This is a genomic window from Streptomyces sp. MCA2 (assembly GCF_023544705.1).
GTDB classification, from domain to species: domain Bacteria; phylum Actinomycetota; class Actinomycetes; order Streptomycetales; family Streptomycetaceae; genus Streptomyces; species Streptomyces decoyicus.
In genome coordinates this window covers 110,616-133,547 of sequence record NZ_JAMJFM010000021.1, presented here as the reverse complement: position 1 = coordinate 133,547, position 22,932 = coordinate 110,616, and the positions used below count along the sequence as shown (strand labels likewise).

19 protein-coding genes are annotated in these 22,932 nt (G+C 71.4%); 10 read left to right on the top strand and 9 right to left on the bottom strand.

The annotated features are described in order from the left end of the window. Positions 1 to 79: 79 nt before the first annotated feature. Positions 80 to 1,249 (bottom strand): NAD(P)/FAD-dependent oxidoreductase, encoded by a 1,170-nt coding sequence (locus M8I34_RS19545; RefSeq protein ID WP_250050710.1) that lies wholly within the window; start codon positions 1,247 to 1,249, stop codon positions 80 to 82. Continuing rightward, positions 1,246 to 1,566, bottom strand: coding sequence for a bifunctional 3-phenylpropionate/cinnamic acid dioxygenase ferredoxin subunit (locus tag M8I34_RS19540; protein ID WP_244416445.1), 321 nt, complete (start codon positions 1,564 to 1,566; stop codon positions 1,246 to 1,248). The genes M8I34_RS19545 and M8I34_RS19540 overlap by 4 nt, the downstream gene beginning before the upstream one ends. Positions 1,567 to 2,023: 457 nt before the next feature. Between M8I34_RS19540 and M8I34_RS19535 the strand changes: the two genes are divergently transcribed. The 5 genes from M8I34_RS19535 (at position 2,024) to M8I34_RS19515 (ending at position 9,078) form a co-directional block, all read left to right on the top strand. Then, positions 2,024 to 3,109 carry an S-(hydroxymethyl)mycothiol dehydrogenase gene (locus tag M8I34_RS19535; protein ID WP_250050709.1) on the top strand — a complete coding sequence of 362 codons (1,086 nt, stop codon included), beginning with the start codon at positions 2,024 to 2,026 and terminating at the stop codon, positions 3,107 to 3,109. 55 nt (positions 3,110 to 3,164) lie between these two features. Next, complete coding sequence (locus M8I34_RS19530) at positions 3,165 to 5,699, top strand: FAD-dependent oxidoreductase (RefSeq protein WP_250050708.1); 2,535 nt, start codon at positions 3,165 to 3,167, stop codon at positions 5,697 to 5,699. Between the two features lie 74 nt (positions 5,700 to 5,773). Further along, positions 5,774 to 6,934 (top strand): N-methyl-L-tryptophan oxidase, encoded by a 1,161-nt coding sequence (gene solA, locus M8I34_RS19525; RefSeq protein WP_250050707.1) that lies wholly within the window; start codon positions 5,774 to 5,776, stop codon positions 6,932 to 6,934. A 10-nt stretch (positions 6,935 to 6,944) separates the two neighbouring features. Continuing rightward, positions 6,945 to 8,132, top strand: a complete 1,188-nt coding sequence (locus M8I34_RS19520; protein ID WP_250050706.1) for an aromatic ring-hydroxylating dioxygenase subunit alpha — start codon at positions 6,945 to 6,947, stop codon at positions 8,130 to 8,132. Between the two features lie 148 nt (positions 8,133 to 8,280). After that, positions 8,281 to 9,078 (top strand): FadR/GntR family transcriptional regulator, encoded by a 798-nt coding sequence (locus tag M8I34_RS19515; RefSeq protein WP_250050705.1) that lies wholly within the window; start codon positions 8,281 to 8,283, stop codon positions 9,076 to 9,078. Positions 9,079 to 9,174: 96 nt separating this feature from the next. On the opposite strand, the gene M8I34_RS19510 is transcribed toward M8I34_RS19515, so the two are convergent. Then, on the bottom strand, positions 9,175 to 10,848 hold the full coding sequence (locus M8I34_RS19510; protein WP_250050704.1) for an L-lactate permease: 1,674 nt from the start codon (positions 10,846 to 10,848) through the stop codon (positions 9,175 to 9,177). A 213-nt stretch (positions 10,849 to 11,061) separates the two neighbouring features. Here M8I34_RS19510 and M8I34_RS19505 point away from each other — a divergent pair, with 213 nt between their 5' ends. The 4 genes from M8I34_RS19505 (at position 11,062) to M8I34_RS19490 (ending at position 14,864) form a co-directional block, all read left to right on the top strand. Then, complete coding sequence (locus M8I34_RS19505) at positions 11,062 to 11,829, top strand: (Fe-S)-binding protein (protein WP_250050703.1); 768 nt, start codon at positions 11,062 to 11,064, stop codon at positions 11,827 to 11,829. Then, positions 11,826 to 13,397: a lactate utilization protein B gene (locus M8I34_RS19500; protein ID WP_250050702.1), complete on the top strand. Its 1,572-nt coding sequence runs from the start codon at positions 11,826 to 11,828 to the stop codon at positions 13,395 to 13,397. Before M8I34_RS19505 ends, M8I34_RS19500 begins: the two co-directional genes overlap by 4 nt. After that, complete coding sequence (locus M8I34_RS19495; RefSeq protein WP_250050701.1) at positions 13,394 to 14,032, top strand: lactate utilization protein C; 639 nt, start codon at positions 13,394 to 13,396, stop codon at positions 14,030 to 14,032. Before M8I34_RS19500 ends, M8I34_RS19495 begins: the two co-directional genes overlap by 4 nt. A 205-nt stretch (positions 14,033 to 14,237) precedes the next feature. Then, entirely contained in the window at positions 14,238 to 14,864 is a 627-nt protein-coding gene (locus tag M8I34_RS19490) for a GntR family transcriptional regulator (RefSeq protein ID WP_244416455.1), read from the top strand. A 14-nt stretch (positions 14,865 to 14,878) separates the two neighbouring features. Here the strand turns inward: M8I34_RS19490 and M8I34_RS19485 are convergent, their stop codons facing one another. After that, positions 14,879 to 15,673: a carbon-nitrogen hydrolase family protein gene (locus tag M8I34_RS19485; protein WP_250050700.1), complete on the bottom strand. Its 795-nt coding sequence runs from the start codon at positions 15,671 to 15,673 to the stop codon at positions 14,879 to 14,881. Positions 15,674 to 15,733: 60 nt separating this feature from the next. Continuing rightward, a complete protein-coding gene (locus M8I34_RS19480) occupies positions 15,734 to 17,122 on the bottom strand; it encodes an MFS transporter (RefSeq protein ID WP_284050523.1) in 1,389 nt (462 codons plus the stop codon). A 121-nt stretch (positions 17,123 to 17,243) separates the two neighbouring features. Here M8I34_RS19480 and M8I34_RS19475 point away from each other — a divergent pair, with 121 nt between their 5' ends. Continuing rightward, complete coding sequence (locus tag M8I34_RS19475) at positions 17,244 to 17,936, top strand: DUF2848 domain-containing protein (protein ID WP_250050699.1); 693 nt, start codon at positions 17,244 to 17,246, stop codon at positions 17,934 to 17,936. Between the two features lie 120 nt (positions 17,937 to 18,056). Here the strand turns inward: M8I34_RS19475 and aspA are convergent, their stop codons facing one another. From aspA to M8I34_RS19455, 4 genes are read right to left on the bottom strand one after another with little or no spacing between them, the layout of a single operon-like run. Next, complete coding sequence (aspA, locus tag M8I34_RS19470; protein ID WP_250050698.1) at positions 18,057 to 19,478, bottom strand: aspartate ammonia-lyase; 1,422 nt, start codon at positions 19,476 to 19,478, stop codon at positions 18,057 to 18,059. 59 nt (positions 19,479 to 19,537) lie between these two features. Then, the gene (locus tag M8I34_RS19465; protein WP_250050697.1) at positions 19,538 to 20,569 is read right to left on the bottom strand and encodes an asparaginase; all 1,032 of its coding nucleotides are present in this window, start codon (positions 20,567 to 20,569) and stop codon (positions 19,538 to 19,540) included. Further along, positions 20,566 to 22,179: an amino acid permease gene (locus M8I34_RS19460; protein ID WP_374210942.1), complete on the bottom strand. Its 1,614-nt coding sequence runs from the start codon at positions 22,177 to 22,179 to the stop codon at positions 20,566 to 20,568. Before M8I34_RS19460 ends, M8I34_RS19465 begins: the two co-directional genes overlap by 4 nt. Continuing rightward, positions 22,176 to 22,913, bottom strand: coding sequence for a FadR/GntR family transcriptional regulator (locus tag M8I34_RS19455; protein ID WP_250050696.1), 738 nt, complete (start codon positions 22,911 to 22,913; stop codon positions 22,176 to 22,178). The genes M8I34_RS19460 and M8I34_RS19455 overlap by 4 nt, the downstream gene beginning before the upstream one ends. Between the last annotated feature and the right edge of the window lie 19 nt (positions 22,914 to 22,932).

Genomic DNA, 22,932 nt, shown 5'->3' with positions numbered 1-22,932 from the left:
AACGGCGAGCGCACCGCGCAGCGGGCGGTAAGTGGCGAGCAACAACCACGGCGGGAAAGCCAAAAACGTGGGGCGAAGATCAGGCGCTGGCCGCCTGACCGCGGCCGAGTTCACGGCGGAGGCGCATGAATGGGCGCGGACGGTTGAGGGCCAGCACCGCGGTCACGCGGCGGTCGCGTTCGTAGCAGGCGAGGAAGCTGCGGTCGTCGGGGGAGCCTTCGACGATGCGCGGGGTGTCCGTGGGCAGTCGCCGGCCGGCGAACTGGAGGCGTACGCCGTACTGGTCGGACCAGAAGTAAGGCAGGCTCCGGTGGGTCGCGACGGTGCTGCCGGCCAGCAGGTTCTGCGCGGCGACGGCGGCCTGTTCGGTGGCGCTGGTCCAGTGTTCGGCGCGGGTGCCGTTCGCCCTGGCGACGTCGCCGACGGCCACGACGGCGGGCAGCGGGGTGGCGCAGCCCGCGTCGCACAGCACCCCGTCGTCGAGCGGCAGTCCGGAGTCCGCCAGCCATGCGGTGTTGGGGCGTACGCCGATGCCGATGACGACCACCTCGGCGGGGAGCAGCCGGCCGTCGGCCAGTTCGACCCCGGTGACGCGGTTGCCGGGGCCGCCGCTGTGCAGTCGGGCGACGCCGGTTCCGGTGAGCAGGGTGACGCCGTGGTCCGCATGGAGCGCGGAGCAGATCCCGGCCATCGTGTCGCCGAGTTGGGGGACGAGGGGGAGCGGGGCGGCCTCGACCACGGTGACGTCGTGGCCGAGGGCGGCGCAGGACGAGGCGACCTCGGCACCGATGAAGCCGCCGCCGATCACCACCACCCTGACCGGGCCCGAGGACAGCTCCGCGCGCAGCGCCTGGGCGTCGTCGAGGGTGCGCAGGGTGTGGGCTCCGGTGGGTGCCGGGCCGGGGAGGAGGCGTGGGGCGGCGCCGGTGGCGATGACCACGCCGTCGGTGGTCAGCGACCGGCCACCGTCGAGGAGCACCGTGCGTCCGCCGGTGTCGAGCCCGGTTGCCCGGGTGCCCAGCAGCCATTCGGCGTCCAGCTCGGCGATCTCCTCGGCGTCGGCCAGGGCCAGTTGACCCTGGTCGGCGGTGGCGCCGGTGAGGAAGTCCTTGGACAGCGGGGGCCTGTCGTAGGGGCCGTGGCACTCGTCCCCGACGATCACCAGGCGTCCGTCGAACCCTTGGGAGCGCAGCGCCCGCGCGGCGTACAGGCCGGCCAGCGAGGCCCCGATGACAGCGACCGACTTCATGCGGCGGTGCCCTCCTCGGCGGCATGGTGGACGTAGATCATGCCGTTGTCGACGGTCACGGGGTGGGTGCGCACGGCCCGCCGGGCGGGCAGGCAGGTCGGCGCTCCGGTGCGGAGGTCGAACGAGGCGGCGTGCAGGGGGCATTCGACCAGGCAGCCTTCCAGCCAGCCGTCCGACAGCGAGGCGTCCTGGTGGGTGCAGGTGTCGTCGATGGCGTACAGCTGCCCGTCGGTGTGGAAGACGGCGATCGGCGGTGCGGTGTCGATGCGTACGGACTCGCCTGTCGGCAGGTCGGCGAGAGGGCAGACAGGAATCACGGGACCCCCCTGTTACTGATCGGTATCATCGAGTTTCGCGGTGCGCACGATGAAGCGCTATGCGCAACAGAATCCCGATGGGGAGCGGATGCGTCAAGGGATCCCCGGAATTGCCGGACCGTCGCGTCCCGCGCGACGGATCGGTGATCGGGGCGCCCGGTGTGCCGGGGTCCGCCTGTCGGCTGGACGAGAGGTGGCTGCCCGGGTTCGCCAGGGGTGCGGTTGCCGCGGCCGAGGGCTGTCGCGGCGGCCGGGATACGCCTGTTGACCTGGTGGCAGGCGGGAAGATGGCGGCGCCGCTGGAGCGGGGAGATGTGGCTCCGGGGCTGTGTCCAGGGGCGTAACGAGTCCTTTACCAAGAGTCGGTCCGTACCCCTTGACGGTGCCGATCCGGCGTTCCCACTATGTCTCTCATCGCGCAACCAGTCGTGCAGTGCGCAACACTGAGGGGTAGGGCATGCCACACGAAGTCCATGCCGTCGTCGCGGCGAAACAAGGCGCGCCGGTCGAGCTTCAGACGATTCTGGTGCCGGATCCCGGCCCGGGAGAAGTGCTCGTCGCCGTGCAGGCCTGCGGTGTCTGCCATACCGATCTGCACTACCGGGACGGTGCGATCAACGACGCATTCCCCTTCCTGCTCGGCCATGAGGCCGCCGGTGTCATCGAGTCCGTCGGCCCCGGCGTCACCGGCCTTGCCCCTGGTGACTACGTCGTCCTCGCCTGGCGGGCGCCCTGCGGCAACTGCCGCTCCTGTCGCCGCGGACGGCCCTGGTACTGCTTCGACTCCGGCAACGCCACCCAGCCGATGACCCTGCGGGACGGCACTCCGCTCGCCGCCGCGCTCGGCATCGGGGCGTTCGCCGAGAAGACCCTGGTCGCCGCCGGACAGGCGGTCAAGGTCGACCCCAACGCCCGCCCCGAAGCCGCCGGTCTGATCGGTTGCGGAGTGATGGCGGGGTACGGCGCGGCCGTGCACACCGGGGCGGTGGGCAGCGGTGACACCGTCGCCGTCATCGGCTGCGGCGGGGTCGGCAACGCGGCGATCGCCGGTGCCTCGATCGCCGGAGCGCGCCGGGTCATCGCGGTCGACATCGACGACCGGAAGCTGGACGGCGCCACCCGCTTCGGTGCCACGCACACCGTCAACTCCCGTGGTACGGACCCCATCGAGGCGGTCCGGGGACTCACCGGAGGCCATGGCGCGGATGTGGTGATCGACGCGGTCGGCCGCCCCGAGACCTACCGGCAGGGCTTCTACATGCGCGACCTCGCCGGGACCTTGGTCCAGGTCGGCGTCCCCGAACCGGACATGCGCATCGAGCTGCCGCTCATCGACCTCTTCTCGCGCGGCGGCGCCCTGAAGTCCTCCTGGTACGGCGACTGCCTGCCCAGCCGCGACTTCCCCGTACTCATCGACCGCTACCTCAGCGGACGGCTCGACCTCGACGGATTTGTCACCGAGACGATCGGCCTGGACGAGGTGGAGTCCGCGTTCGACAAGATGCGCGACGGCCGGGTACTGCGCTCCGTCGTGGTCCTGTAACGGCGTCACCCACAGTCACCCGCAGTCGGCCACCCGTTCCAGCAGGAGGAGGGTCATGTCCCGCACGCCCGCAAACAGTTCCCGTGTGGTTGTCATCGGTGCCGGCATCGTCGGCTGTTCGCTCGCCGACGAGCTGACCGCCCGCGGCTGGACCGAGGTCACCGTCCTCGAACAGGGCCCGCTGCCGGCCCCCGGCGGCTCCACCTCGCACGCACCCGGCCTGGTCTTCCAGACCGGCCCGTCCAAGACCATGACGGAGTTCGCCGCCTACACCGTCCGGAAGTTCGGCTCCCTGGAAGTGGACGGGCTGCCCTGCTTCAACCCGGTCGGCGGCCTGGAGGTCGCCACCACCGAGGCCCGCTGGGCCGATCTGCACCGCAAGGCCGGCCTCGCGGCCTCCTGGGGCGTACGGGGTGAACTGCTCTCCGCGCAGCAGTGCAAGCAGCTGTGGCCGATGCTGGACGAGACCAAGCTCTACGGCGGCTTCCACACCGCCGACGACGGTCTGGCCCGCGCGGTGCTCGCCTGCCGTGCCCAGATCGCACGGGCCGAGAGCCGCGGTGCCCGCTTCCTGGAGCGGCACACCGTCACCGGAATCGAGCGGGAGGACGGCCGCGTCACCGGCGTCGTCACCGACCGCGGAACCTTCCCCGCCGACCACGTCGTCTCGGCCGCCGGCTTCTGGGGCCCGGTGATCGGCGCGATGGCCGGGGTGGACGTACCGCTGCTGCCGCTGGCCCACCAGTACGCCACCACCGAGCCGCTGCCCGAGCTCGACGGCGTCAACGATCCGCATGGGGGCACCTCCGGCGCATGGGGGTCCCCCCGCGCGAGCGAAGCCGAGCGTGGGGGAGGAGCCGAGAGCTTGGGGGATGAGGCGAGCAAGCCGATCCTGCGCTTCCAGGACCGCGACCTCTACTTCCGCGAACACACCGACCGGATCGGCATCGGCTCCTACGCCCACCGTCCGATGCCCGTCGACCCCTTCACCCTGCCCGCCTTCGACGAGGCTCCCGTCATGCCGTCCTCGCTGCCCTTCACCGAGGACGACTTCGCACCGAGCTGGCAGGACAGTGTCGGACTGCTGCCCGCGCTGGGCGCCTCGCGGGTGTCCGAGGGCTTCAACGGTGTCTTCTCCTTCACCCCCGACGGGATGCCGGTCCTCGGCGAGTGCCGTGAGCTGCGGGGATTCTGGCTGGCCGAAGCGGTCTGGGTCACCCACTCCGCGGGCGTCGCCAAGGCCGTCGCCGAATGGATGACGGACGGCCGGCCCGCGATCGACATCCACGAATGCGACCTCTACCGCTTCGAGGACGCCCAGCGCTCGCCCGCCTATATCGCCGACCGCGGCGCCCAGAGCTTCATCGAGGTCTATGACGTCATCCACCCGCTACAGCCCATGGAGCAGCCGCGGCCGCTGCGCACCAGCCCCTTCCACCCGCGGCAGCAGGAGCTCGGCGCGTACTTCCTGGAGGGCGGTGGCTGGGAGCGCCCGCACTGGTACGAGGCCAACGCCCCGCTCGCGGAGGGGCTCCGGCTCCCCGAGCGTGACGCCTGGTCGGCGCGCTACTGGTCGCCGATCGCCGCCGCCGAGGCCAGAGCCACCCGCGAAAAGGTCGCCCTGTACGACATGACCCCGCTGCGCAGGCTGGAGGTCACCGGCCCCGGCGCCCTCGCCTTCCTCCAGCGCATGACCAGCAACAACCTCGCCAAGAAGCCGGGCGCGGTCACCTACACCCTGCTCCTGGACGAGACCGGCGGCATCCGCTCCGACCTCACCGTCGCCCGGCTCGCCCCGGACCGCTTCCAGGTCGGCGCCAACAGCGGATCCGACCTCGACTGGCTGCTGCGGCACGCCCCGGACGAGGGGGTCCAGGTCCGCGACATCACCTCCGGCACCTGCTGCATCGGCGTCTGGGGCCCGCTCGCCCGCGACCTGGTCCAGCCGCTCACCCGTGACGACTTCTCCCACCAGGCCTTCGGCTACTTCAAGGCCAGGCACACCTACCTCGGCCATGTACCGGTCACCGCGATGCGCCTCAGTTACGTCGGCGAACTCGGCTGGGAGCTGTACACCACCGCCGATATGGGGCTGCGGCTGTGGGACACGCTCTGGGAGGCGGGCCGGGAGCACGGGGTGATCGCCGCCGGGCGCAGCGCCTTCAACAGCCTCCGCCTGGAGAAGGGCTATCGCGCCTGGGGCCATGACATGACCACCGAGCACAACCCGTACGAGGCCGGCGTCGGCTTCGCCGTCCGCCCCGCCAAGGGCGATTTCCTCGGCCGCGCAGCACTGGAGGGCCGAAGCGAGGAGACCGCGGCGCGCAAGCTCAGCTGCCTCACCCTCGACGACCCCGATGCCGTCGTGCTCGGCAAGGAACCGGTGTATGTCGACGGCGTCCCGGCCGGCTACGTCACCTCCGCCGCCTACGGCTACACCCTCGGCCGGGGCATCGCCTACGCCTGGCTGCCGGCCGCCGCGGCGGCCCCCGGTACCGCCGTGCACATCGAGTACTTCGGTGAGAAGATCCCCGCGACCGTCGCCCAAGAGCCCCTCTTCGATCCGCAGATGGAGCGCATCCGCAGGTAGGCCGGTCCGTGACCCCAGGGCCCCGTGACTCCGTGATCCGCTCCCCGCCCTCCGTACGCAGAAGGAGCAACCGCATGGCTCCCACCTACGACGTCATCGTCCTCGGCCTAGGCGGCATGGGCAGTGCCGCCGCCCACCATCTCGCCGCCCGCGGCGCCCGGGTCCTGGGCCTGGAGAAGTTCGGCCCGGTGCACAACCGCGGCTCCAGCCACGGCGGTTCCCGTATCACCCGGCAGTCCTACTTCGAGGACCCCGCCTACGTACCGCTGCTGCTGCGCTCCTACGAGCTGTACGAGAAGCTGGAGCGGGACACCGGCCGGGAGATCGCCACCCTCTGCGGCGGGGTGATGATCGGCCGCCCCGACAGCCGTACCGTCAGCGGCAGTCTGGAATCCGCCCGCCGGTGGGACCTCCCGCACGAGATGCTCGGCCCCAAGGAGATCCGCCGCCGCTTCCCGACCCTCACCCCCGCCGAGGACGAGGTCGCGCTGTACGAGGCACGGGCGGGCCTGGTCCGGCCGGAGTACACCGTCGCCGCGCATGTGCAGCTCGCCACCCAGGACGGCGCCGAGCTGCACTTCGAGGAGCCGGTCACCCGCTGGGAGGAGCTGCCCGGCGGCGCCGGGGTCCGCGTCCACACCCCCGAAAACACCTACACCGCGGGGCAGTTGGTGATCTGCCCGGGAGCCTGGGCGCCCCAGCTGCTGACCGACCTGGGTGTGCCGTTCACCATCGAACGGCAGGTCATGTACTGGTTCGCCCCCGACGGCGGCACCGCGCCCTTCATCCCCGAGCGGCACCCGATCTACATCTGGGAGGACGCGCAGGGCGTCCAGGTCTACGGCTTCCCGTCGATCGACGGCCCCGACGGCGGCGCGAAGGTCGCCTTCTTCCGCAAGGGCACCGTCTGCACACCGGAGACCATCGAACGCACCGTGCACGACGACGAGGTGCGTGCCATGGCCGACCAGATGAGCCCGCGCATCCCCGCGCTGCCCGGCCGCTTCCTCAAGGCCGCCACCTGCATGTACTCCAACACCCCCGACGAGCACTTCGTGATCACCCGGCACCCCGCACACCCGGAGACCGTGACCGTCGCCTGCGGATTCTCCGGACACGGCTTCAAGTTCGTCCCCGTGGTCGGGGAGATCGTCGCCGATCTCGCGCTGACCGGGGCCACCGCGCACCCCATCGAGCTTTTCGACCCGCGCCGGCCCGCCGCCGCGGCCGCTTGAGGAGACCGCCATGACGACCACCCACACCGAGTCCGCACCGGCCCCGGCCGCCACCCCCGCGGCCGCCACCCCCACGGCCGGTACCTCCCCGAGCCTGATCGCCACCCTCGCCGGTCACCACTACACCGACCCCGACATCTTCCGCCAGGAGCAGGAGAAGATCTTCGAGCGGCTGTGGTTCTGCGCGGTACGCAGCGCCGACCTGGAGAAGCCCGGCGCGTTCCGTACGGTCCGGGTCGGCCGGGAGAGCGTACTGATCACCCGCAACCGCGCCGGCGAGCTGCGCGCCTTCCTCAACATCTGCCGGCACCGCGGCGCGCAGCTGTGCACCGAGGAGTCCGGCGAGGTCCGCCGCAACCTCCAGTGCCCCTATCACGCCTGGACCTACGACCTCGACGGCCGCCTGGTGGCCGCCCCCAACCTCCAGAAGATGCCGGACATCGACCGCACCGAACGCGGACTGGTCACCGTCCCCCTCCGCGAATGGCTCGGCTACGCCTGGGTGTGCCTGGCCGACGAGCCGCCCTCCTTCGAGGACTCGGTGATCGGCGCGGCCGTCGAGCGGCTGGGGGACGCCGCCTCCCTCGACCGCTACCGCACCGAAGGACTCGCCCTCGGCAAGCGCTTCACCTATGACGTGCGCGCCAACTGGAAGCTCATCATCGAGAACTTCATGGAGTGCTACCACTGCGGCACCATCCACCCCGAACTCACCGAGGTGCTCCCGGAGTTCGCCGACGGATTCGCCGCCCAGTACTACGTCGGCCATGGCGCGGCCTTCGCCGAGGAGGCCACCGGATTCACGGTGGACGGCACCGAGGGCTTCGGCCGGCTCCCCGGCATCGAGGACACCCAGGACCGCCGCTACTACGCGATCACTGTCCGGCCGCAGGTGTTCGTCAACCTCGTCCCGGACCATGTCATCGTCCACCGGATGTTCCCGATGGCCCCGGACCGCACCGTCGTCGAATGCGACTGGCTGTACCTGCCCGAGGTCGTCGACTCCGGCGCCGATGTCTCCAAGTCCGTCGAGCTCTTCCACCGCGTCAACACCCAGGACTTCGACGCCTGCGAACGCACCCAGCCGGCCATGAGCTCCCGCGCCTACCGCGCCGGCGGGGTCCTGGTACCCAGCGAGCACCACATCGGCGCGTTCCACCACTGGGTCACCGACCACCTGGAGGGGGAACGTGCCTGACTTGTTCCTCTTCCCCAGGGGCCGCTGAGGGTGGCGTGGCCCGACCGGGCGGAATAAAAGCCCCGAGCCCCGGCCATATGGTCCGACCACACGCCCTGTGTGACATAGTTTTGGCAAGGGAGCACGGGGCCGAGCCGGGGAGTGGTGGATGTCTGCCGAATGGCGACCTGTGCGGCAGTCGCGCACACATGAGCTCGTGCTGGAGCGCATCGAGGAACGGGTGCTCGCGGGAGAGCTCAAGGCGGGGGACCGATTGCCGCCCGAGCGCGAGCTGGCACCGGTACTCGGCGTCAGCCGGTCCGCGCTGCGCGAGGCGCTGCGGGTGCTGGAGACGATCGGGGTGCTGGTCGCGCAGGCGGGCCGCGGGCCGGACGCGGGGGCGCGGATCGTACGGAACCCGGACGACGCGCTGGGCCGGCTGTTGCGCCTGCACTTCGCCCTGGGGAGCTACAGCCTGCACGACGTGCTGGAGGCCCGGGTGGTGCTGGAGCGTTCCAGTTTCGAGGCGGCCGCGGAGCACGCTCCGGCGGAGGACCTCGACGAGGCCGAAGCGCTCCTGGTGCGTATGCAGGAGCCCGAGGTGGGGGTCGCCGATTTCAACGACCTGGACACCCGGTTCCATGTCGCCATCGCCCGTGGCTCGGGCAATCAGCTCACCTCCACACTCACTTCGGCCGTACGGGAGTCGGTGCGTCCGCTGATCCTGCGGGCGCTGGAGACGGCGGAGGACTGGCCGGCCACGGCGGGTGCGCTGAACGCCGAGCACACCGAACTGCTGCGTCTGGTGCGTGCGGGCAAGGGCGCGAAGGCCGCCGACCTGGTCGAGGCGCATATCCGTGGATTCCATGGCACGTTGGTGGATGAGAAGCCCCAGGTGGAGCAGGTAGGCGCGGCGGACGAGGCGGACGAGGCGGGCCAGGAAGGCCTTGAAGGCCGCGAAGGCTGAGTCGGTGGGGCGGCCGAGTCCCGGATCCGTAGGCGTAGCCGCGACAGGGCCGGTATGAGGGGGCGGGCCCGCTCCGCCCCCTCCTCGCCCGTTCCGCTACGGCAGCATCCAGGACAGCACCGGAAGTGACTGGAGCGCGACCAGGACGCACAGGACCGCCAGCATCGCGACGCTGTATCCGGCGACCTTGCGCAGCAGGATCCGCTCGGTGCCCGGCTGTTCCACGGCGGTCGCCGCGATGGTCAGGTTCTGCGGGCTGATGAGCTTGCCGACGACACCGCCGGTGGTGTTGGCGGCCACCAGCAGGGTCGGGTCGATGCCCGCGGCCTTGCCCGCGGTCTGCTGGAGCGTGGCGAACAGGGCGTTCGACGAGGTGTCCGAGCCGGTGACGGCGGTGCCGAGCCAGCCGAGGACCGGGGAGAGCACGGCGAAGAAGCCGCCGGTGGCGGCGAGCCAGGTGCCGATGGCGAGGGTCTGGCCCGACTGGTTCATGACGTAGCTCAGGGCCAGCACGGTGGCGACCGTGGCGATGGCGGTCCGCATGTTCCGCAGGGTGCGCCCGGCGCAGGACAGTCCGATGCGCGCGCTCATCGGGAAGCGGTCGGAGTCCTTCGCACGGCTGTAGATCAGCATCACGAGGAGGCCGGAGAGGAGGAGCAGGGTGCCGGGGTTGCCCAGGACCTCCAGCTTGTAGACCGCGCTGCCCGCGGGGGAGCCGTCGGCGGCCAGCAGATTGCCGTACAGGCCGGGCCAGTTGAGCTGGACGGTGAGGGCGCCGAGCAGCTTGGGCACGTCGAGTGCGCCGAGGTGGAGCTTGGCGAGCGCGAAGACCGCGATCACCAGGATGTACGGCAGGACGGCGAGGGAGACGCGGCGGCCGGTGAGCGGTTCGGCCTCGACCCGGGAGCGCTGGTCGTCCGGTGTCGTGGGGGACCAGAAGCGCAGCATGATCACGGCGGCGCCGAAACCGGCGAGCGCGGCGACGACATCGGTGAGCTCGTACGCGAAGTGCGCCGAGCACCAGAACTGGGCGAGGGCGAACACGGATCCGGTGACCAGGGCGATGGGCCACAGCTGCCGCAGCCCGCGCCGCCCGTCGACGAGGAAGAGCAGGAGCTGCGGGACGAAGAGGGCGAGCAGCGGGCTCTGACGGCCGATGACGCCGGCGAGGTCCTCGGCCGGTATGCCGGTGAGGGTGCCCGCGGTGGTGATGGGGATGGCCATGGCGCCGAAGGCGACGGGTGCGGTGTTGGCGACCAGGACGGTCACGGCCGAGGTGAGCCGCGGCAGCCCGAGCGCCATCAGCATGGCGGCGGTGATCGCGACGGGGGCGCCGAATCCGGCGAGGGCCTCGAGGAGTCCGCCGAAGCAGAACGCGATGAGCATGGCCTGGATGCGCAGATCGCCGCGGCCGACGGAGTTGAAGGAGCGGCGCAGATCCTCGAAGCGGTCGCTGGCCACGGTGAGTTCGTAGAACCAGATGGCCGACACGACGATCAGCATCACCGGGAAGAGGCCGAAGGCCAGCCCCTGGGTGGCGGACAGAACACCGAGCTGGAGGGGCATCCCGTAGCCGAGGACCGCGACCAGCAGCGCGGCCAGCAGGGCGCCGAGGGCGGAGTGCAGCGCGGGGCGCCGGGCCGCCATCAGCAGCACGAAGAAGGTCGCCAGGGGGACCAGGCCCAGTAGCGCGGTGGCGGTGAGGCTGTCCCCCACGGCGGCCACGTCGGGGGTGTAGGCCGCCAGGGCGGCGGGTGGTGTGGTGGCCACGGAGTGCTCCTCATCGAGTCATCGAGTTCTGCGCGCCGGCCGCCTGTCGGAACGTCCCGTTCCCGGCGGGAGCGGCGCGCCCGGTGGCTGAGAATCGGCCCTCAGTAGCCCATTGAAGATGTCGCATGTCAATAAGGTCGGACCAAACTGCGCCCTTACTTTTCTTCCTTGGTCCGAAGCGAGTATGGTCGGACCATAAGCGAGGGAGGTTCCATGCGCATCGCGCTCTTCGCCACCTGTCTGGGAGACACGCTCTTCCCGGAGGCGGTGAAATCCACCGCGGTCCTGCTGGCCCGTCTGGGGCATGACGTGGTGTTCCCGCCGCAGCAGACCTGCTGTGGCCAGATGCACGTCAACACCGGCTATCAGCGGGAGCCGGTGCCGCTGGTGCGGAACTTCGCCGAGCAGTTCGGCGACCCGTCGATCGAGGCGGTGGTGATGCCGTCCGGTTCGTGTGCGGGCTCGGTCCGCCATCAGCACCAGATCGTCGCCGACCGGTACGGGGACGCCGCGCTGCGCGCCGGGGTCGCCACCGTGAAGACGAAGACGTACGAGCTGTCCGAGTTCCTCGTCGACGTTCTCGACGCGACCGACGTCGGCGCGTACTTCCCGCACCGGGTGACCTACCACCCCACCTGCCACTCCCTGCGGATGCTGCGCGTCGGGGAGAAGCCGCTGCGGCTGCTGCGCGCCGTCGAGGGCATCGACCTGGTGGAACTTCCCGAGGCCGACGCCTGCTGCGGCTTCGGCGGCACCTTCGCGGTCAAGAACGCCGGCACGTCCTCCGCGATGCTGCGGGACAAGATGGACCACATCGCCGCCACCGGAGCCGAGGTGTGCACCGCGGGCGACTCGTCCTGTCTGATGCACATCGGCGGCGGTCTCTCCCGCATCAAGTCCGGTACGCGGACCCTGCACTTGGCGCAGATCCTCGCGTCCACCCGCACCGCGCCGTACGCCCTGACGGAGGCCGCCCGATGAGCATCCCGACCGGCCCCTCGACCGGCGGCACCTTCCTCGGTATGCCCGCCGTCCCCCCGCGCTCCCCCTACGGGACGGGCCATCTGCGCGGCGAGCGCACCTTCCCCGCAGCCGCCCACGACGAGCTGGGCAACGAGCAGCTGCGCCGCAACCTGGGCAGGGCCACCCACTCCATCCGCGCCAAGCGCCTGGACGTCACCGGTGAACTGCCCGACTGGGAGCACCTGCGCGACGCCGGCTCGGCGATCAAGACCGACACCATGAACCGGCTGCCCGAGCTGCTGGAGCAGTTGGAGCGGAAGGTCACCGAACACGGCGGCACCGTCCACTGGGCGCGCGACGGCGTCGAGGCCAACGAGATCGTCACCCGGCTGGTCAGGCGGACCGGCAGCGACGAGGTCCTCAAGGTCAAGTCGATGGCCACCCAGGAGATCGGCCTCAACGAGCACCTGGAGAGCCAGGGGATCGCCGCCCTGGAAACCGACCTGGCCGAGCTGATCGTGCAGCTCGCCGACGACCGTCCTTCGCACATCCTGGTCCCCGCGATCCACCGCAACCGCGACGAGATCCGGGAGATCTTCCTCCGCCGGATCCCCGGCGTCGACCCCGCGCTGGGCGCCGCCCCCGCCGAACTGGCCGCCGTGGCGCGTGCGTATCTGCGCGAGAAGTTCATGACGGCCAAGGTGGCCGTCTCCGGCGCCAACTTCGGGATCGCCGAGACCGGCACCCTGTCCGTGGTCGAGTCCGAGGGCAACGGCAGGATGTGCCTGACCCTGCCCGAGACGCTGATCACCGTCATGGGCATCGAGAAGGTGCTGCCGCGCTTCCAGGACCTGGAGGTCTTCCTCCAGCTGCTCCCGCGCTCCTCGACCGGTGAGCGGATGAACCCGTACACCTCGCTGTGGACGGGCGTCACGCCGGGCGACGGTCCGCAGGAGTTCCACCTCGTGCTGCTCGACAACGGGCGGACGGCGGCGCTCGCGGACTCGATCGGGCGCGAGGCGCTCAACTGCATCCGCTGCTCGGCCTGCCTCAATGTCTGCCCGGTGTACGAGCGGACCGGCGGCCACGCCTACGGATCGACCTACCCCGGCCCGATCGGGGCGGTGCTCACCCCGCAGCTCGCCGGTATGCACGCCGCCAAGGACGACCCCAACAGCTCGCTCCCGTACGCCTCCAGTCTGTGCGGAGCCTGCTTCGACGCCTGCCCGGTGAAGATCGACATTCCGTCGCTGCTGGTCGAGCTGCGGCACCAGCACACCGAGGAGTCCGGCACGACCGCGGAGGGGCTGGCCATGAAGGCCGCGGCCGCGGTCATGAAGCGGCCGAAGCTCTTCACGGCCGCACAGAGGACGGCGGGGCTCGGGCGCGTACTGGCGGGGCGGGACGGCACGTTCTCCCGCCTGCCACCGCCGTTCCAGGGCTGGAGCGACAGCCGCGACACCCCGGCCCCGCCCCCGCAGTCCTTCCGCTCCTGGTTCGCCTCCGCCGAGGGCGCGGCCACGATGCGGGCGGCGGCGGAGGAAGGCGCACGGCACACCGACGACGATCCGCAGGAGGCGCAGTGACCACGACCGCACGGGAGACGGTGCTCCGACGCGTCCAGGACGCGCTGGCCCGCTCCGACCGGCCCGAGGTGACCGTCCCCCGCGGCTACCGCACCGGCCGGACCCTCCCCGACGGCGAGCGGCTCGCCCTCTTCTCCGACCGGCTCGTCGACTACAAGGCGCAGGTGCGCACCTGCACGGCCGGCGCCACCGCGACGGTGATCGCCGAGGTGCTCAGGGCGCGCGGGGCACGGAAGACCGGGGTCCCTCCGGGGCTCGACCCGGCCTGGCTGGCCGGGTACGACGGGGAGATCCGTACCGACTCCCCGGACCTTCCGGCGCCCCGGCTCGACGCCCTGGACGGAGTGGTGACGGCCTCCGCCGTCAGCTGCGCCGAGACCGGCACGATCTTCCTGGACGGCGCCGCGGCGGACCAGGGACGGCGCGCGCTGACGCTCGTCCCGGACCTGCATGTGTGTGTCGTCGACCTGTCGTCGGTGCGGACCGGCGTGCCGGAGGCGCTGGCGGAGCTCGTGCCGGAGCACCCGATCACACTGATCAGCGGCCCCTCGGCCACCTCCGACATCGAGCTGGAGCGGGTGGAGGGCGTGCACGGCCCGCGCACCCTGGAGGTGGTGATCCGTACCGACGCGTGAGCGGTTCCGTGTGCCACACCGCGGCCCGTTCGATCGGCCACTGACGCTGTGCCCCGGGGGCCCCGGCGGTGCGGCACAGCGGCCGCGCCCCGGGGCACATGGCGGCCCGTCAGGAACGGTGAGCACCGCGCGTCGCGGCGGTCGCCCACCATGTAGCCTGCGCATACGGGTTGTATGCAGTTTCCAGCGCAGGGGAGAGCGGGCGATGCAGTCGGGGCGTGAGAAGGCCTACGCGTATCTCAAGGAGAGCGTGCTGACCGACCCGGAGATGCAGGACCGGTTCCTGTCCGAGCAGGAGATCGCGGACCGGATCGGTGTCTCCCGCACCCCGATCCGCGAGGCCCTGTTGCTGCTCGCCGCCGAGGATCTGGTGCGGCTGGTCCCCAAGCGCGGGGCGCATATCGCCCCGCTGTCCGGCCGCGAGATCCGGGAGCTGATGGAGATGCGCGGCCTGATCGAGCGCTTCGCCGCGGAGCGTACGACCGACCGGGGCACCGCACCCGTCGACGAGATGGCCGGCATCCTGGCTCACCAGGACACCCTGCGGGGCGAGGACTCCACCAAGGAGTTCATCGCCGCCGACCACCGTTTCCACGCCACCCTCGTCGCCGCCGTCGGCAACACCCTGATGAGCCGCCAGTACGACGCCCTGCGCAGCCGTCAGATCCGGGCCGGCGTGCTCGCCCTCTACCGCTCGGGCAACCGCCAGGACGATGTGCTCGCCGAACACCGCCGGATCCTCGACGGCTTGGTGGCCGGGGATGCCAAGGCCGCCTGTGCGGCCATCGACAGCCACATCCAGGCGACCCAGCGCATCCTCCTGGCCGCTTGACCTCGCGGGGCGGGCTACAACTGGCGGTTGTCCAGCACCGCCACGGCCCGCCGGATCCGGGCGGTCTCCTCGGTGTCCACGTCCCCGACCAGCAGATCGGGCGCGCTGCCCAGCTGGGCGCGGACGGTCCCGTCGGGGCCGATCAGGGCGGTGTGCCCGACGCCGTTCGGTGCCTCGGCGGGTGCCTCCGGATCGACCTGCGGGTCCGGGGCGGCCTGGTCGACGGCCGCGAGCCAGACCGTCGCGTCCAGGGCGCGCGCCCGCACCAGCAGATCCCACTGCGCGCGCTTGCCCGGGCCCGCGGCCCAGGAAGCGGGCAGCAACGACACCGTCGCCCCGGCGTCCGCATGCGCCCGGAAGAGCTCAGGGAACCGCAGGTCGTAACACGTCGCCAGGCCCACCCGGACGCCGTCGACATCGATGGTGACCACCCGGTTGCCCGGGGCGACCGTGTCGGACTCCCGGAATCCGAAGGCGTCATACAGATGGATCTTGTCGTAGGACTCCTCGACCTCGGGGCCGGTGGCCAGCAGGGTGTTGGCGACCCGCCCGTCGGGCGCCGGGGTGAACATGCCGGCCACCACCGTCACCCCCGTCTCCCGGGCAACCGCTCGCACCCCTTCGGCCCACGGCCCGTCCAGCGGCTCGGCCACCGGCGCGAGCGGTACCCCGAACCGGACCATGGCCGCCTCGGGAAGGACCGTCAGCCGGGCCCCCTCGCGCGCCGCGCGACGGACCTGGTCCTGGACGTACGCGAGGTTCTCCTTCGGATCGGTCGATGCCGTCATCTGGCACAGCGCGATGCGCATGCGGATCTCTCTTCTCTCGTGCCGATCGGTGCCTTCGGGGCCCGGTGCCGGGCGGCCGTCTCAGCGGCCGGGTGCTTCCCGCACCATCCTCTCCGGCGGCTGCCCGGCGCCCTTCGCCAGGCGGGTGTACTCCTCGTCCTCATCGTGCGCCGGATCCCGCCCCAGCAGCACGCCCACGATGGTGACCACGGCGGTCCCGGCCAGGTACAGCGCCAGCGGCAGCCAGCTGCCGAACGAGCCCAGCAGCGCGGTGAACAGCAGCGGCGCCACGGCCCCGCCGATCACCCCGGCGAGGGTGTACGCCAGTGAGGAGCCGGTGTAGCGCAGCCTCGGGGTGAACTGCTCGGCGACGAAGGCGGCCTGCGGCCCGTACAGCAGGGAGTGGATCGCCAGCGCCACCACGACGCCCAGCACCAGCAGCCCCCAGGAACCGGTGTCCGCCATGGGGAAGAACACGAACGGCCACGCCGCCGCCGCGACCGCACCGCCGAGGTACATCCGGCGCCGGTTCCAGCGGTCCGACAGCGCCCCGGCCAGCGGGATCAGCACGATCTGCAACGCCGAGCCGATCAGCACGGCCGCCAGCGCCTGCCCGCGGGGCATCCCCAGCTGCTCGGTCGCATAGGTGAGGACGAAGACGGTGAACATCGCATAGAGCACGTCCGGCGCCACCCGGCTGAGGATCGCGGCCACCAGGGCCCGCGGCTGGGTCGTGAACACCTCGCGGACCGGCGCCGCGGGACGGTCGCCGCTCGCCTCCATGGCCCGGAAGACCGGCGTCTCCTCCAGCCGCACCCGGATCCACAGCCCGAAGACCACCAGGACACCGGAGAGCAGAAAGGCGATCCGCCAGCCCCAGGCCAGGAACTGCTGCTCGGACAGCAGCGCGCCGAGGGCCGCCAGCACGCCGTTGGCCAGCAGATTGCCGACGGGCGGGCCGATCTGCGCCGCCGAGGCCCAGAAGCCGCGCCTGCGGGAGTCCCCGTACTCACTGGTCAGCAGCACGGCGCCGCCCCACTCGCCGCCGACCCCGACGCCCTGGGCGAAGCGCAGCAGGACCAGCAGGATCGGCGCGGCCGGGCCGATGGCGGCCTGGGTGGGCAGCAGACCGATCAGCACGGTCGCGGTACCGATCAGCATCAGCGTCGCCACCAGCACCTTCTTGCGGCCGATGACATCCCCGAGCCGCCCGAAGACGAATCCGCCGAGCGGCCGTGAGACATAGCCGACCGCGTAGGTGGAGAACGCCAGCAGGGTGCCGGTCAGCGGGTCCGCCGACGGGAAGAAGAGCTGTCCGAAGACGAGTGCCGATGCGGCCGAGTAGACCGCGAAGTCGTACCACTCCAGCGAGGTGCCGGTCAGGCTGGCGACGAAGGCGCGCACCAGCGCACCGCGGTCGGGGCGGGGTGCCGCACGGGTCTGCGCGCTGCGGTGTTCTTCGTTGTCCATGGGTCGGGCCACCTCGGAATCGGTTGCTGCACTGGAGGGCATACTTGCTGTATACAAGGCGTATGCGCAACCCTTCCGGGGGCGAATTTACCCGCGCAACCCACTGTGACCTGGAGGAACCATGGCCGCTCTGACCTTCGAGCTCCCTGACGGCACGCAGCGCAAGGTCGAGGTGTCGAGCCTGCTCAACGCCGGTTACGCCGGCCGCAGCCAGGACGATGTGGCCGCCCATGTCGCGGAACTGGCCGAACTCGGCGTGCCCGCACCGTCCACCACCCCTGCCCTCTACCCCGTCGCGCCATACCTGGGTCAGCAGACCACCAGGGTGCCGGTGCAGCACGCCCGCACCTCGGGCGAGGCGGAGTGGGCGCTCGTCGTGGACGACACCGGAGATCTGCTGCTCACCGCGGCCTGCGACCACACCGACCGCGCACTGGAGGCGCACGGCGTGGCCTGGAGCAAGAACGCCGGGCCCGATGTGCTCGCCCGCACGGCATGGCGCCTGGCCGAGGTCGCCGACCGCCTCGACACCCTGACCCTGCGCGCCTGGGTCACCCCCGTCGGCGGCGGCAAGGAGCTCCTCGTGCAGGACGGTACGGCGGGCGAGCTGCTCCCGCCCGGCTACTGGGCCGAGGTCCTGCGCGAGCGCGGCGAGCTGCGGCCCGGCACGGTCCTGATCTCGGGAACGATCCCGATGCGCGAGGGCGTCGACCAGTTCGCGGCCCGCTGGCGCGTGGAACTCGCCGACCCGGCGACCGGCAATGTCATCGCGCTCGCGTACGACGTCGTCCCGATGCCGGAACCGATCGGCTGACCCGGCGCCGCGCACGATAACGGCCGGGACCACGGCCAAGGGCCGGGCCGGCACCCCGAGGGGGCGTCGGCCCGGCCCGTCGGGGACCGTCCCGGTCCCGGGTCCGCCGCGGAACGGGGCTCAGACGGCGAGCACGTCCTTGCCCGTGCCGGCGATTTCCTCCGGGCGCAGCAGGGCGGCGAGCCGGTCGGCCGGGAGCAGCCCCTGTTCCAGGACCAGTTCGGCGACGCCGCGTCCGGTGGCGAGGGCCTCCTTGGCGATCGCGGTGGCCGCGGTGTAGCCGATGTGCGGGTTGAGGGCGGTGACCAGCCCGATGGAGTTCTCCACGCTTGCGCGCAGCGTCTCGGTGTTGGCGGTGATGCCCGCGACACAGCGCTCGGCGAGGGTGCGGCAGGCGGCCCCGAGGTGGGTGATGCTCTCCGAGAGGGAGTGCAGGATCACCGGCTCGAAGGCGTTGAGCTGGAGCTGGCCCGCCTCGGCGGCCATGGTGATGGTGACGTCGTTGCCGATGACCTCGAAGGCGACCTGGTTGACGACCTCGGGGATCACCGGGTTGACCTTGCCGGGCATGATGCTCGAACCGGCCTGTACCGGCGGCAGGTTGATCTCCGCAAGGCCGGCCCGCGGGCCGGAGGAGAGCAGCCGCAGATCGTTGCAGCTCTTGGAGAGCTTGACGGCGACGCGCTTGAGGACACCCGACAGATGGACGAACGCCCCGCAGTCCTGGGTCGCCTCGACGAGGTTGGCGGCGGTGACCAGGGGCAGACCGGTCAGGGCGGCCAGGTGCTTGCGCGCCGCTTCGGCGTAGCCCTTGGGGGCGTTGAGGCCGGTGCCGATGGCGGTGGCGCCGAGGTTGATCTCATGGATGAGCAGGACGGCCTCCGCCAGCCGGCTCTGGTCCTCCTCCAGCATCACCGCGTACGCCGAGAACTCCTGGCCGAGGGTCATCGGCACCGCGTCCTGGAGCTGGGTGCGCCCCATCTTGAGGACGTCGCGGAACTCCTCGGCCTTGGCGGCGAAGGCCTCGCGCAGCACGGTCATCGCCTCGAGGAGTTCCCGTACGGCGATGACCGTGGCGACGTTGACGGCCGTCGGGTAGACGTCGTTCGTCGACTGGCTGAGGTTGACATGCTCGTTGGGGTGCAGGTGGTGGTAGTCGCCCTTGGCGTGCCCCAGGATCTCCAGCGCCCGGTTGGCGACGACCTCGTTGGCGTTCATGTTCGTCGACGTGCCGGCACCGCCCTGGATGACATCGACGATGAACTCGTCGTGCAACGGCCCGCCGGCCCGGATCTCCCGGCAGGCGGCGGCGATGGCGTCGGCCCGCTCCGGATCGAGCAGCCCCAGGTCTTCGTTGGCCCGGGCCGCGGCTTCCTTGACGGCGGCGAGCGCATTGATCAGGTGCGGGTAGGTGGAGATCGGCGTACCGGTGATGGGGAAGTTCTCCACGGCGCGCAGGGTGTGCACGCCCCAGTAGGCGTCGGCGGGTATCTCGCGATCGCCGAGCAGATCGTGTTCGCGGCGGTGGCCGGCGGCAGTCATGGTGCAGGTGGTCCTTTGTGAGGTGGGGGAGGGGAGGGGGCGAGTGAGGTGACGGGGCGTCAGATGCCCTGCGGGGTCAGGGAATCCGTCGCGTGGAGCGTCCCGACCGGAGCGCCACCGCCGATGACGGGTGTGGTGGCGAAGGCGGCGAGGACGTCGGGGTCGACCCCGCAGTGCGCCAGGGCCGCCGCCGTCACCGGCATCCGGGCGCGGTCGGCGCCGTCGGCTATCTTCACGCCGACCGCCCGTCCGTCCGGCAGCGCCGCGATCTGCACCCCCTCGAAGCCGTCCTTGGCGAGCAGACCGGGCACCGCCCGTACCAGGCGGGCCACGTCCCGGCCGCTGCCGGAGACCATCTCCGGGTGCGCGCGCATGGCGTGCGCGACCCGGCCCTCGTCGGTGCCGGGGGCGGCCGTCGCCAGCCGGGCCGCGGCCCGGGTCAGACCGTGCAGGGAGACGGAGAACAGCGGGGCGCCGCAGCCGTCGACCGTGACCTGGGCGATGCCCTGGCCGGTGAGGTCCTCCACCGTCGCGGCGAGTTCCCGCTGCAACGGGTGCCCGGGGTCGAGGTAGTCGTCCAGGCGCCAGCCCCGGGTGCGGCACGTCAGCAGCATGGCGGCGTGCTTGCCCGAGCAGTTCTGCGCGAGGCGGGTGGGCCCGAGGCCCCGGCGGATCCACGCGTCCCGTACGGCGGGGTCGTACGGCAGATCGGGGACGTTGCGCAGGTCGTCCTCGGTCAGTTGGCCGAGGGCCAGGATGTCCCGGGCGCCGGCCAGGTGCCGTTCCTCACCGGAGTGGCTGGCCGCGACCAGGGCCAGCGCCTCGTCGTCCAGCGGCGGCAGCCCCGCGCGCAGCAGACCGACCGCCTGGAGAGGCTTGAGCGCCGAGCGCGGGTAGAACGCGGCCTCGATGTCGCCCGCCTGGAACGCCACGCTCCCGTCGGCCGCCAGCACCACGACCGAGCCGTGGTGGACGCCCTCGACGAGCCCTCCGCGCACCACATGGGCGACGGGGACGTGGGCCGGTACGCGGAGCGCGGGCGGGTCGCCCGGAGTGCGGTGCGGCGGCAGGGTGGTGGTGCTCTGACTCATGATCCGTTCTCGGTGCTTTCGGTGCTGTTGCTGTCTTCGGTGCTGTGGGTGTCTTCGGTGTGCGGGGTGTGCGGGGTGCTGCCGGGGCCCGTCGCGCGCCCGGCGCTGTCGGGGGCCGGCTGTCCGCCGCTCTCGCGCGCCGCCGCGTCCCGGAGGATGCCGACCCGGCCCCGTACCAGGAACCAGCCCCCGACCAGGGCCGCCACGATCGCGGGCAGCGACAGCACGGTGGTACGGCCGGCGCCGCCGTCGGCCCACATCAACACCAGGACGAGGGCGAGAAAGGCCAGCGTGACGCACTCGGTCCAGGGTGATCCGGGGAGCCGGTAGCCGGGGCGGACGAGCAGCCCGGCCCGCGCCTTCCGCCAGAAGAGCAGATGACAGACCATGATCATGGCCCAGGTGCTGAGGATGCCGATCGCCGCGAAGTTCAGCACGATCTCGAACGCCTCGCTCGGCACGACGTAGTTGAGCCCCACGCCCAGTACGCACACTCCCGAGGTGAGCAGGATGCCGCCGTAGGGGACCTGGCTGCGGCTCATCACGCCGGTGAACCGCGGCGCGGAGCCGGACATCGCCATCGAGCGCAGAATGCGCCCGGTGGAGTAGAGGCCGGAGTTGAGGCTGGACATCGCGGCGGTGAGCACGACGAGGTTCATCACGCCGCCCGCGGCCGGTATCCCGACCCGGGACAGCACGGTGACGAAGGGGCTCTCGGCGGCCGAGTACGAGCTCCAGGGCAGCAGCATCGCCAGCAGCACCACCGAGCCGACGTAGAACAGCGCCACCCGCCACATGATGGAGTTGATCGCCCTGGGCATGATCTTCTCCGGCTCCGCCGTCTCGCCGGCCGTGACACCGACCAGCTCGACCGAGGCGTAGGCGAACACCACACCCTGGATGACCAGCAGCATCGCCAGGGTCCCGGTCGGGAAGAGCCCGCCGTGGTCGGCGATCAGCGAGGGGCCGGGGGAGTGGCCGGCCACCGGGTGCTGGGTGACCAGCAGAAAGATGCCGATCAGCATGAAGACGACCAGCGCACCGACCTTGACGATCGCGAACCAGAATTCCAGCTCGCCGAAGATCCTCACGGAGATGAGGTTCACGGTCAGCACGACCGCGAGCGCGATCAGCGCGATCACCCACTGCGGGATATCGGAGAACATGCCCCAGTAGTGCGTGTAGGTCGCCACCGCCGTGATGTCCGCGATCCCGGTGGTCGCCCAGTTCAGGAAGTACATCCAGCCCGCGACGAACGCCCCCTTCTCGCCGAGGAATTCCCGCGCGTACGACACGAACGCACCCGAGGACGGCCGGTGCAGCACCAGCTCGCCCAGCGCGCGCACCACCAGGAACGCGAACAGGCCGCAGACCGCGTACGCCACCGCCAGCGACGGCCCGGCGCCGGCGAGCCGGCCGCCCGCGCCGAGGAAGAGCCCGGTGCCGATGGCCCCGCCGATCGCGATCATGTTGACGTGCCGGGAGGTGAGGGACTTCTGGTACCCGGCATCACCGGCGTCCACATGCCCGCCCGACGGCCGCTGTGCGGCGTCCTGTCCTGCTCCCTGTTGCTGCTGCCGTTCCGCCTGCCGGAGGGATTGCTCGCTCACGCGTGATCCTCGTCTTCCGTGGAGGGGGTCGTACGGTGTTGCGGCCGCACGATGGTGGTCAGCGTCGTCTCGACGCGTGCGAGGTGGTGCCGCATGGCTTCCACCGCGTCGTGTTCGGAGCTGTCGACGAGTGCCTCGACGATCGCCCGGTGTTCCCGGTTCGACTGCTCGCGCCGGCCGCCGAGCTCGTTGAGGAAGGCCGACTGGCGGGCCAGCGCATCGCGGATCTCCTCGATGACCCGGCGGAAGACCGGATTGCGGGCCGCCTGCGCGACGGCGAGATGGAAGAGGGAATCCATCGCCACCCATGCGGTGGTGTCGGTCTCCTGCTCCATCCGCTCCAGCAGATGGGTCAGCTGATCGAGGTCCTCCGGCGTACGGCGCACCGCCGCGTACCCGGCCACCGGGATCTCCACATGCCGGCGCACTTCGAGGAGGTCGCTCGCCGCGTAGTCGCCGAAGGTCGGGTCCGCCACCGCGCCGTCCGAGACGACGAAGGTGCCCTTGCCGGTACGCGAGACCGTCAGCCCCATGGTCTGGAGTGCGCGCAGCGCCTCCCGGAGCACGGGTCTGCTCACTTCCAGCCGCCGGCAGAGCTCCGCCTCGGAGGGGAGCTTGTCCCCGACCGCGTAGTCGCCCCGCTCGATGGCGCCGCGCAAGTGGTGCAGGACCGCTTCCATCGCGCTGATCCGCCGGGGCACATCGCCAGCTGTCTGGCTGTCTGACAGGTTCACCCGTGGATCGTCAGTTCCC

What these genes read in the sequence shown, in the direction of transcription:
- M8I34_RS19545 (WP_250050710.1), bottom strand. Translation starts at nt 1,249, where the DNA reads ATGAAGTCGGTCGCTGTCATCGGGGCCTCGCTGGCCGGCCTGTACGCC.
- M8I34_RS19535 (WP_250050709.1), top strand. Translation starts at nt 2,024, where the DNA reads ATGCCACACGAAGTCCATGCCGTCGTCGCGGCGAAACAAGGCGCGCCG.
- M8I34_RS19530 (WP_250050708.1), top strand. Translation starts at nt 3,165, where the DNA reads ATGTCCCGCACGCCCGCAAACAGTTCCCGTGTGGTTGTCATCGGTGCC.
- solA (WP_250050707.1), top strand. Translation starts at nt 5,774, where the DNA reads ATGGCTCCCACCTACGACGTCATCGTCCTCGGCCTAGGCGGCATGGGC.
- M8I34_RS19520 (WP_250050706.1), top strand. Translation starts at nt 6,945, where the DNA reads ATGACGACCACCCACACCGAGTCCGCACCGGCCCCGGCCGCCACCCCC.
- M8I34_RS19515 (WP_250050705.1), top strand. Translation starts at nt 8,281, where the DNA reads ATGTCTGCCGAATGGCGACCTGTGCGGCAGTCGCGCACACATGAGCTC.
- M8I34_RS19505 (WP_250050703.1), top strand. Translation starts at nt 11,062, where the DNA reads ATGCGCATCGCGCTCTTCGCCACCTGTCTGGGAGACACGCTCTTCCCG.
- M8I34_RS19500 (WP_250050702.1), top strand. Translation starts at nt 11,826, where the DNA reads ATGAGCATCCCGACCGGCCCCTCGACCGGCGGCACCTTCCTCGGTATG.
- M8I34_RS19490 (WP_244416455.1), top strand. Translation starts at nt 14,238, where the DNA reads ATGCAGTCGGGGCGTGAGAAGGCCTACGCGTATCTCAAGGAGAGCGTG.
- M8I34_RS19485 (WP_250050700.1), bottom strand. Translation starts at nt 15,673, where the DNA reads ATGCGCATCGCGCTGTGCCAGATGACGGCATCGACCGATCCGAAGGAG.
- M8I34_RS19480 (WP_284050523.1), bottom strand. Translation starts at nt 17,122, where the DNA reads ATGGACAACGAAGAACACCGCAGCGCGCAGACCCGTGCGGCACCCCGC.
- M8I34_RS19475 (WP_250050699.1), top strand. Translation starts at nt 17,244, where the DNA reads ATGGCCGCTCTGACCTTCGAGCTCCCTGACGGCACGCAGCGCAAGGTC.
- aspA (WP_250050698.1), bottom strand. Translation starts at nt 19,478, where the DNA reads ATGACTGCCGCCGGCCACCGCCGCGAACACGATCTGCTCGGCGATCGC.
- M8I34_RS19465 (WP_250050697.1), bottom strand. Translation starts at nt 20,569, where the DNA reads ATGAGTCAGAGCACCACCACCCTGCCGCCGCACCGCACTCCGGGCGAC.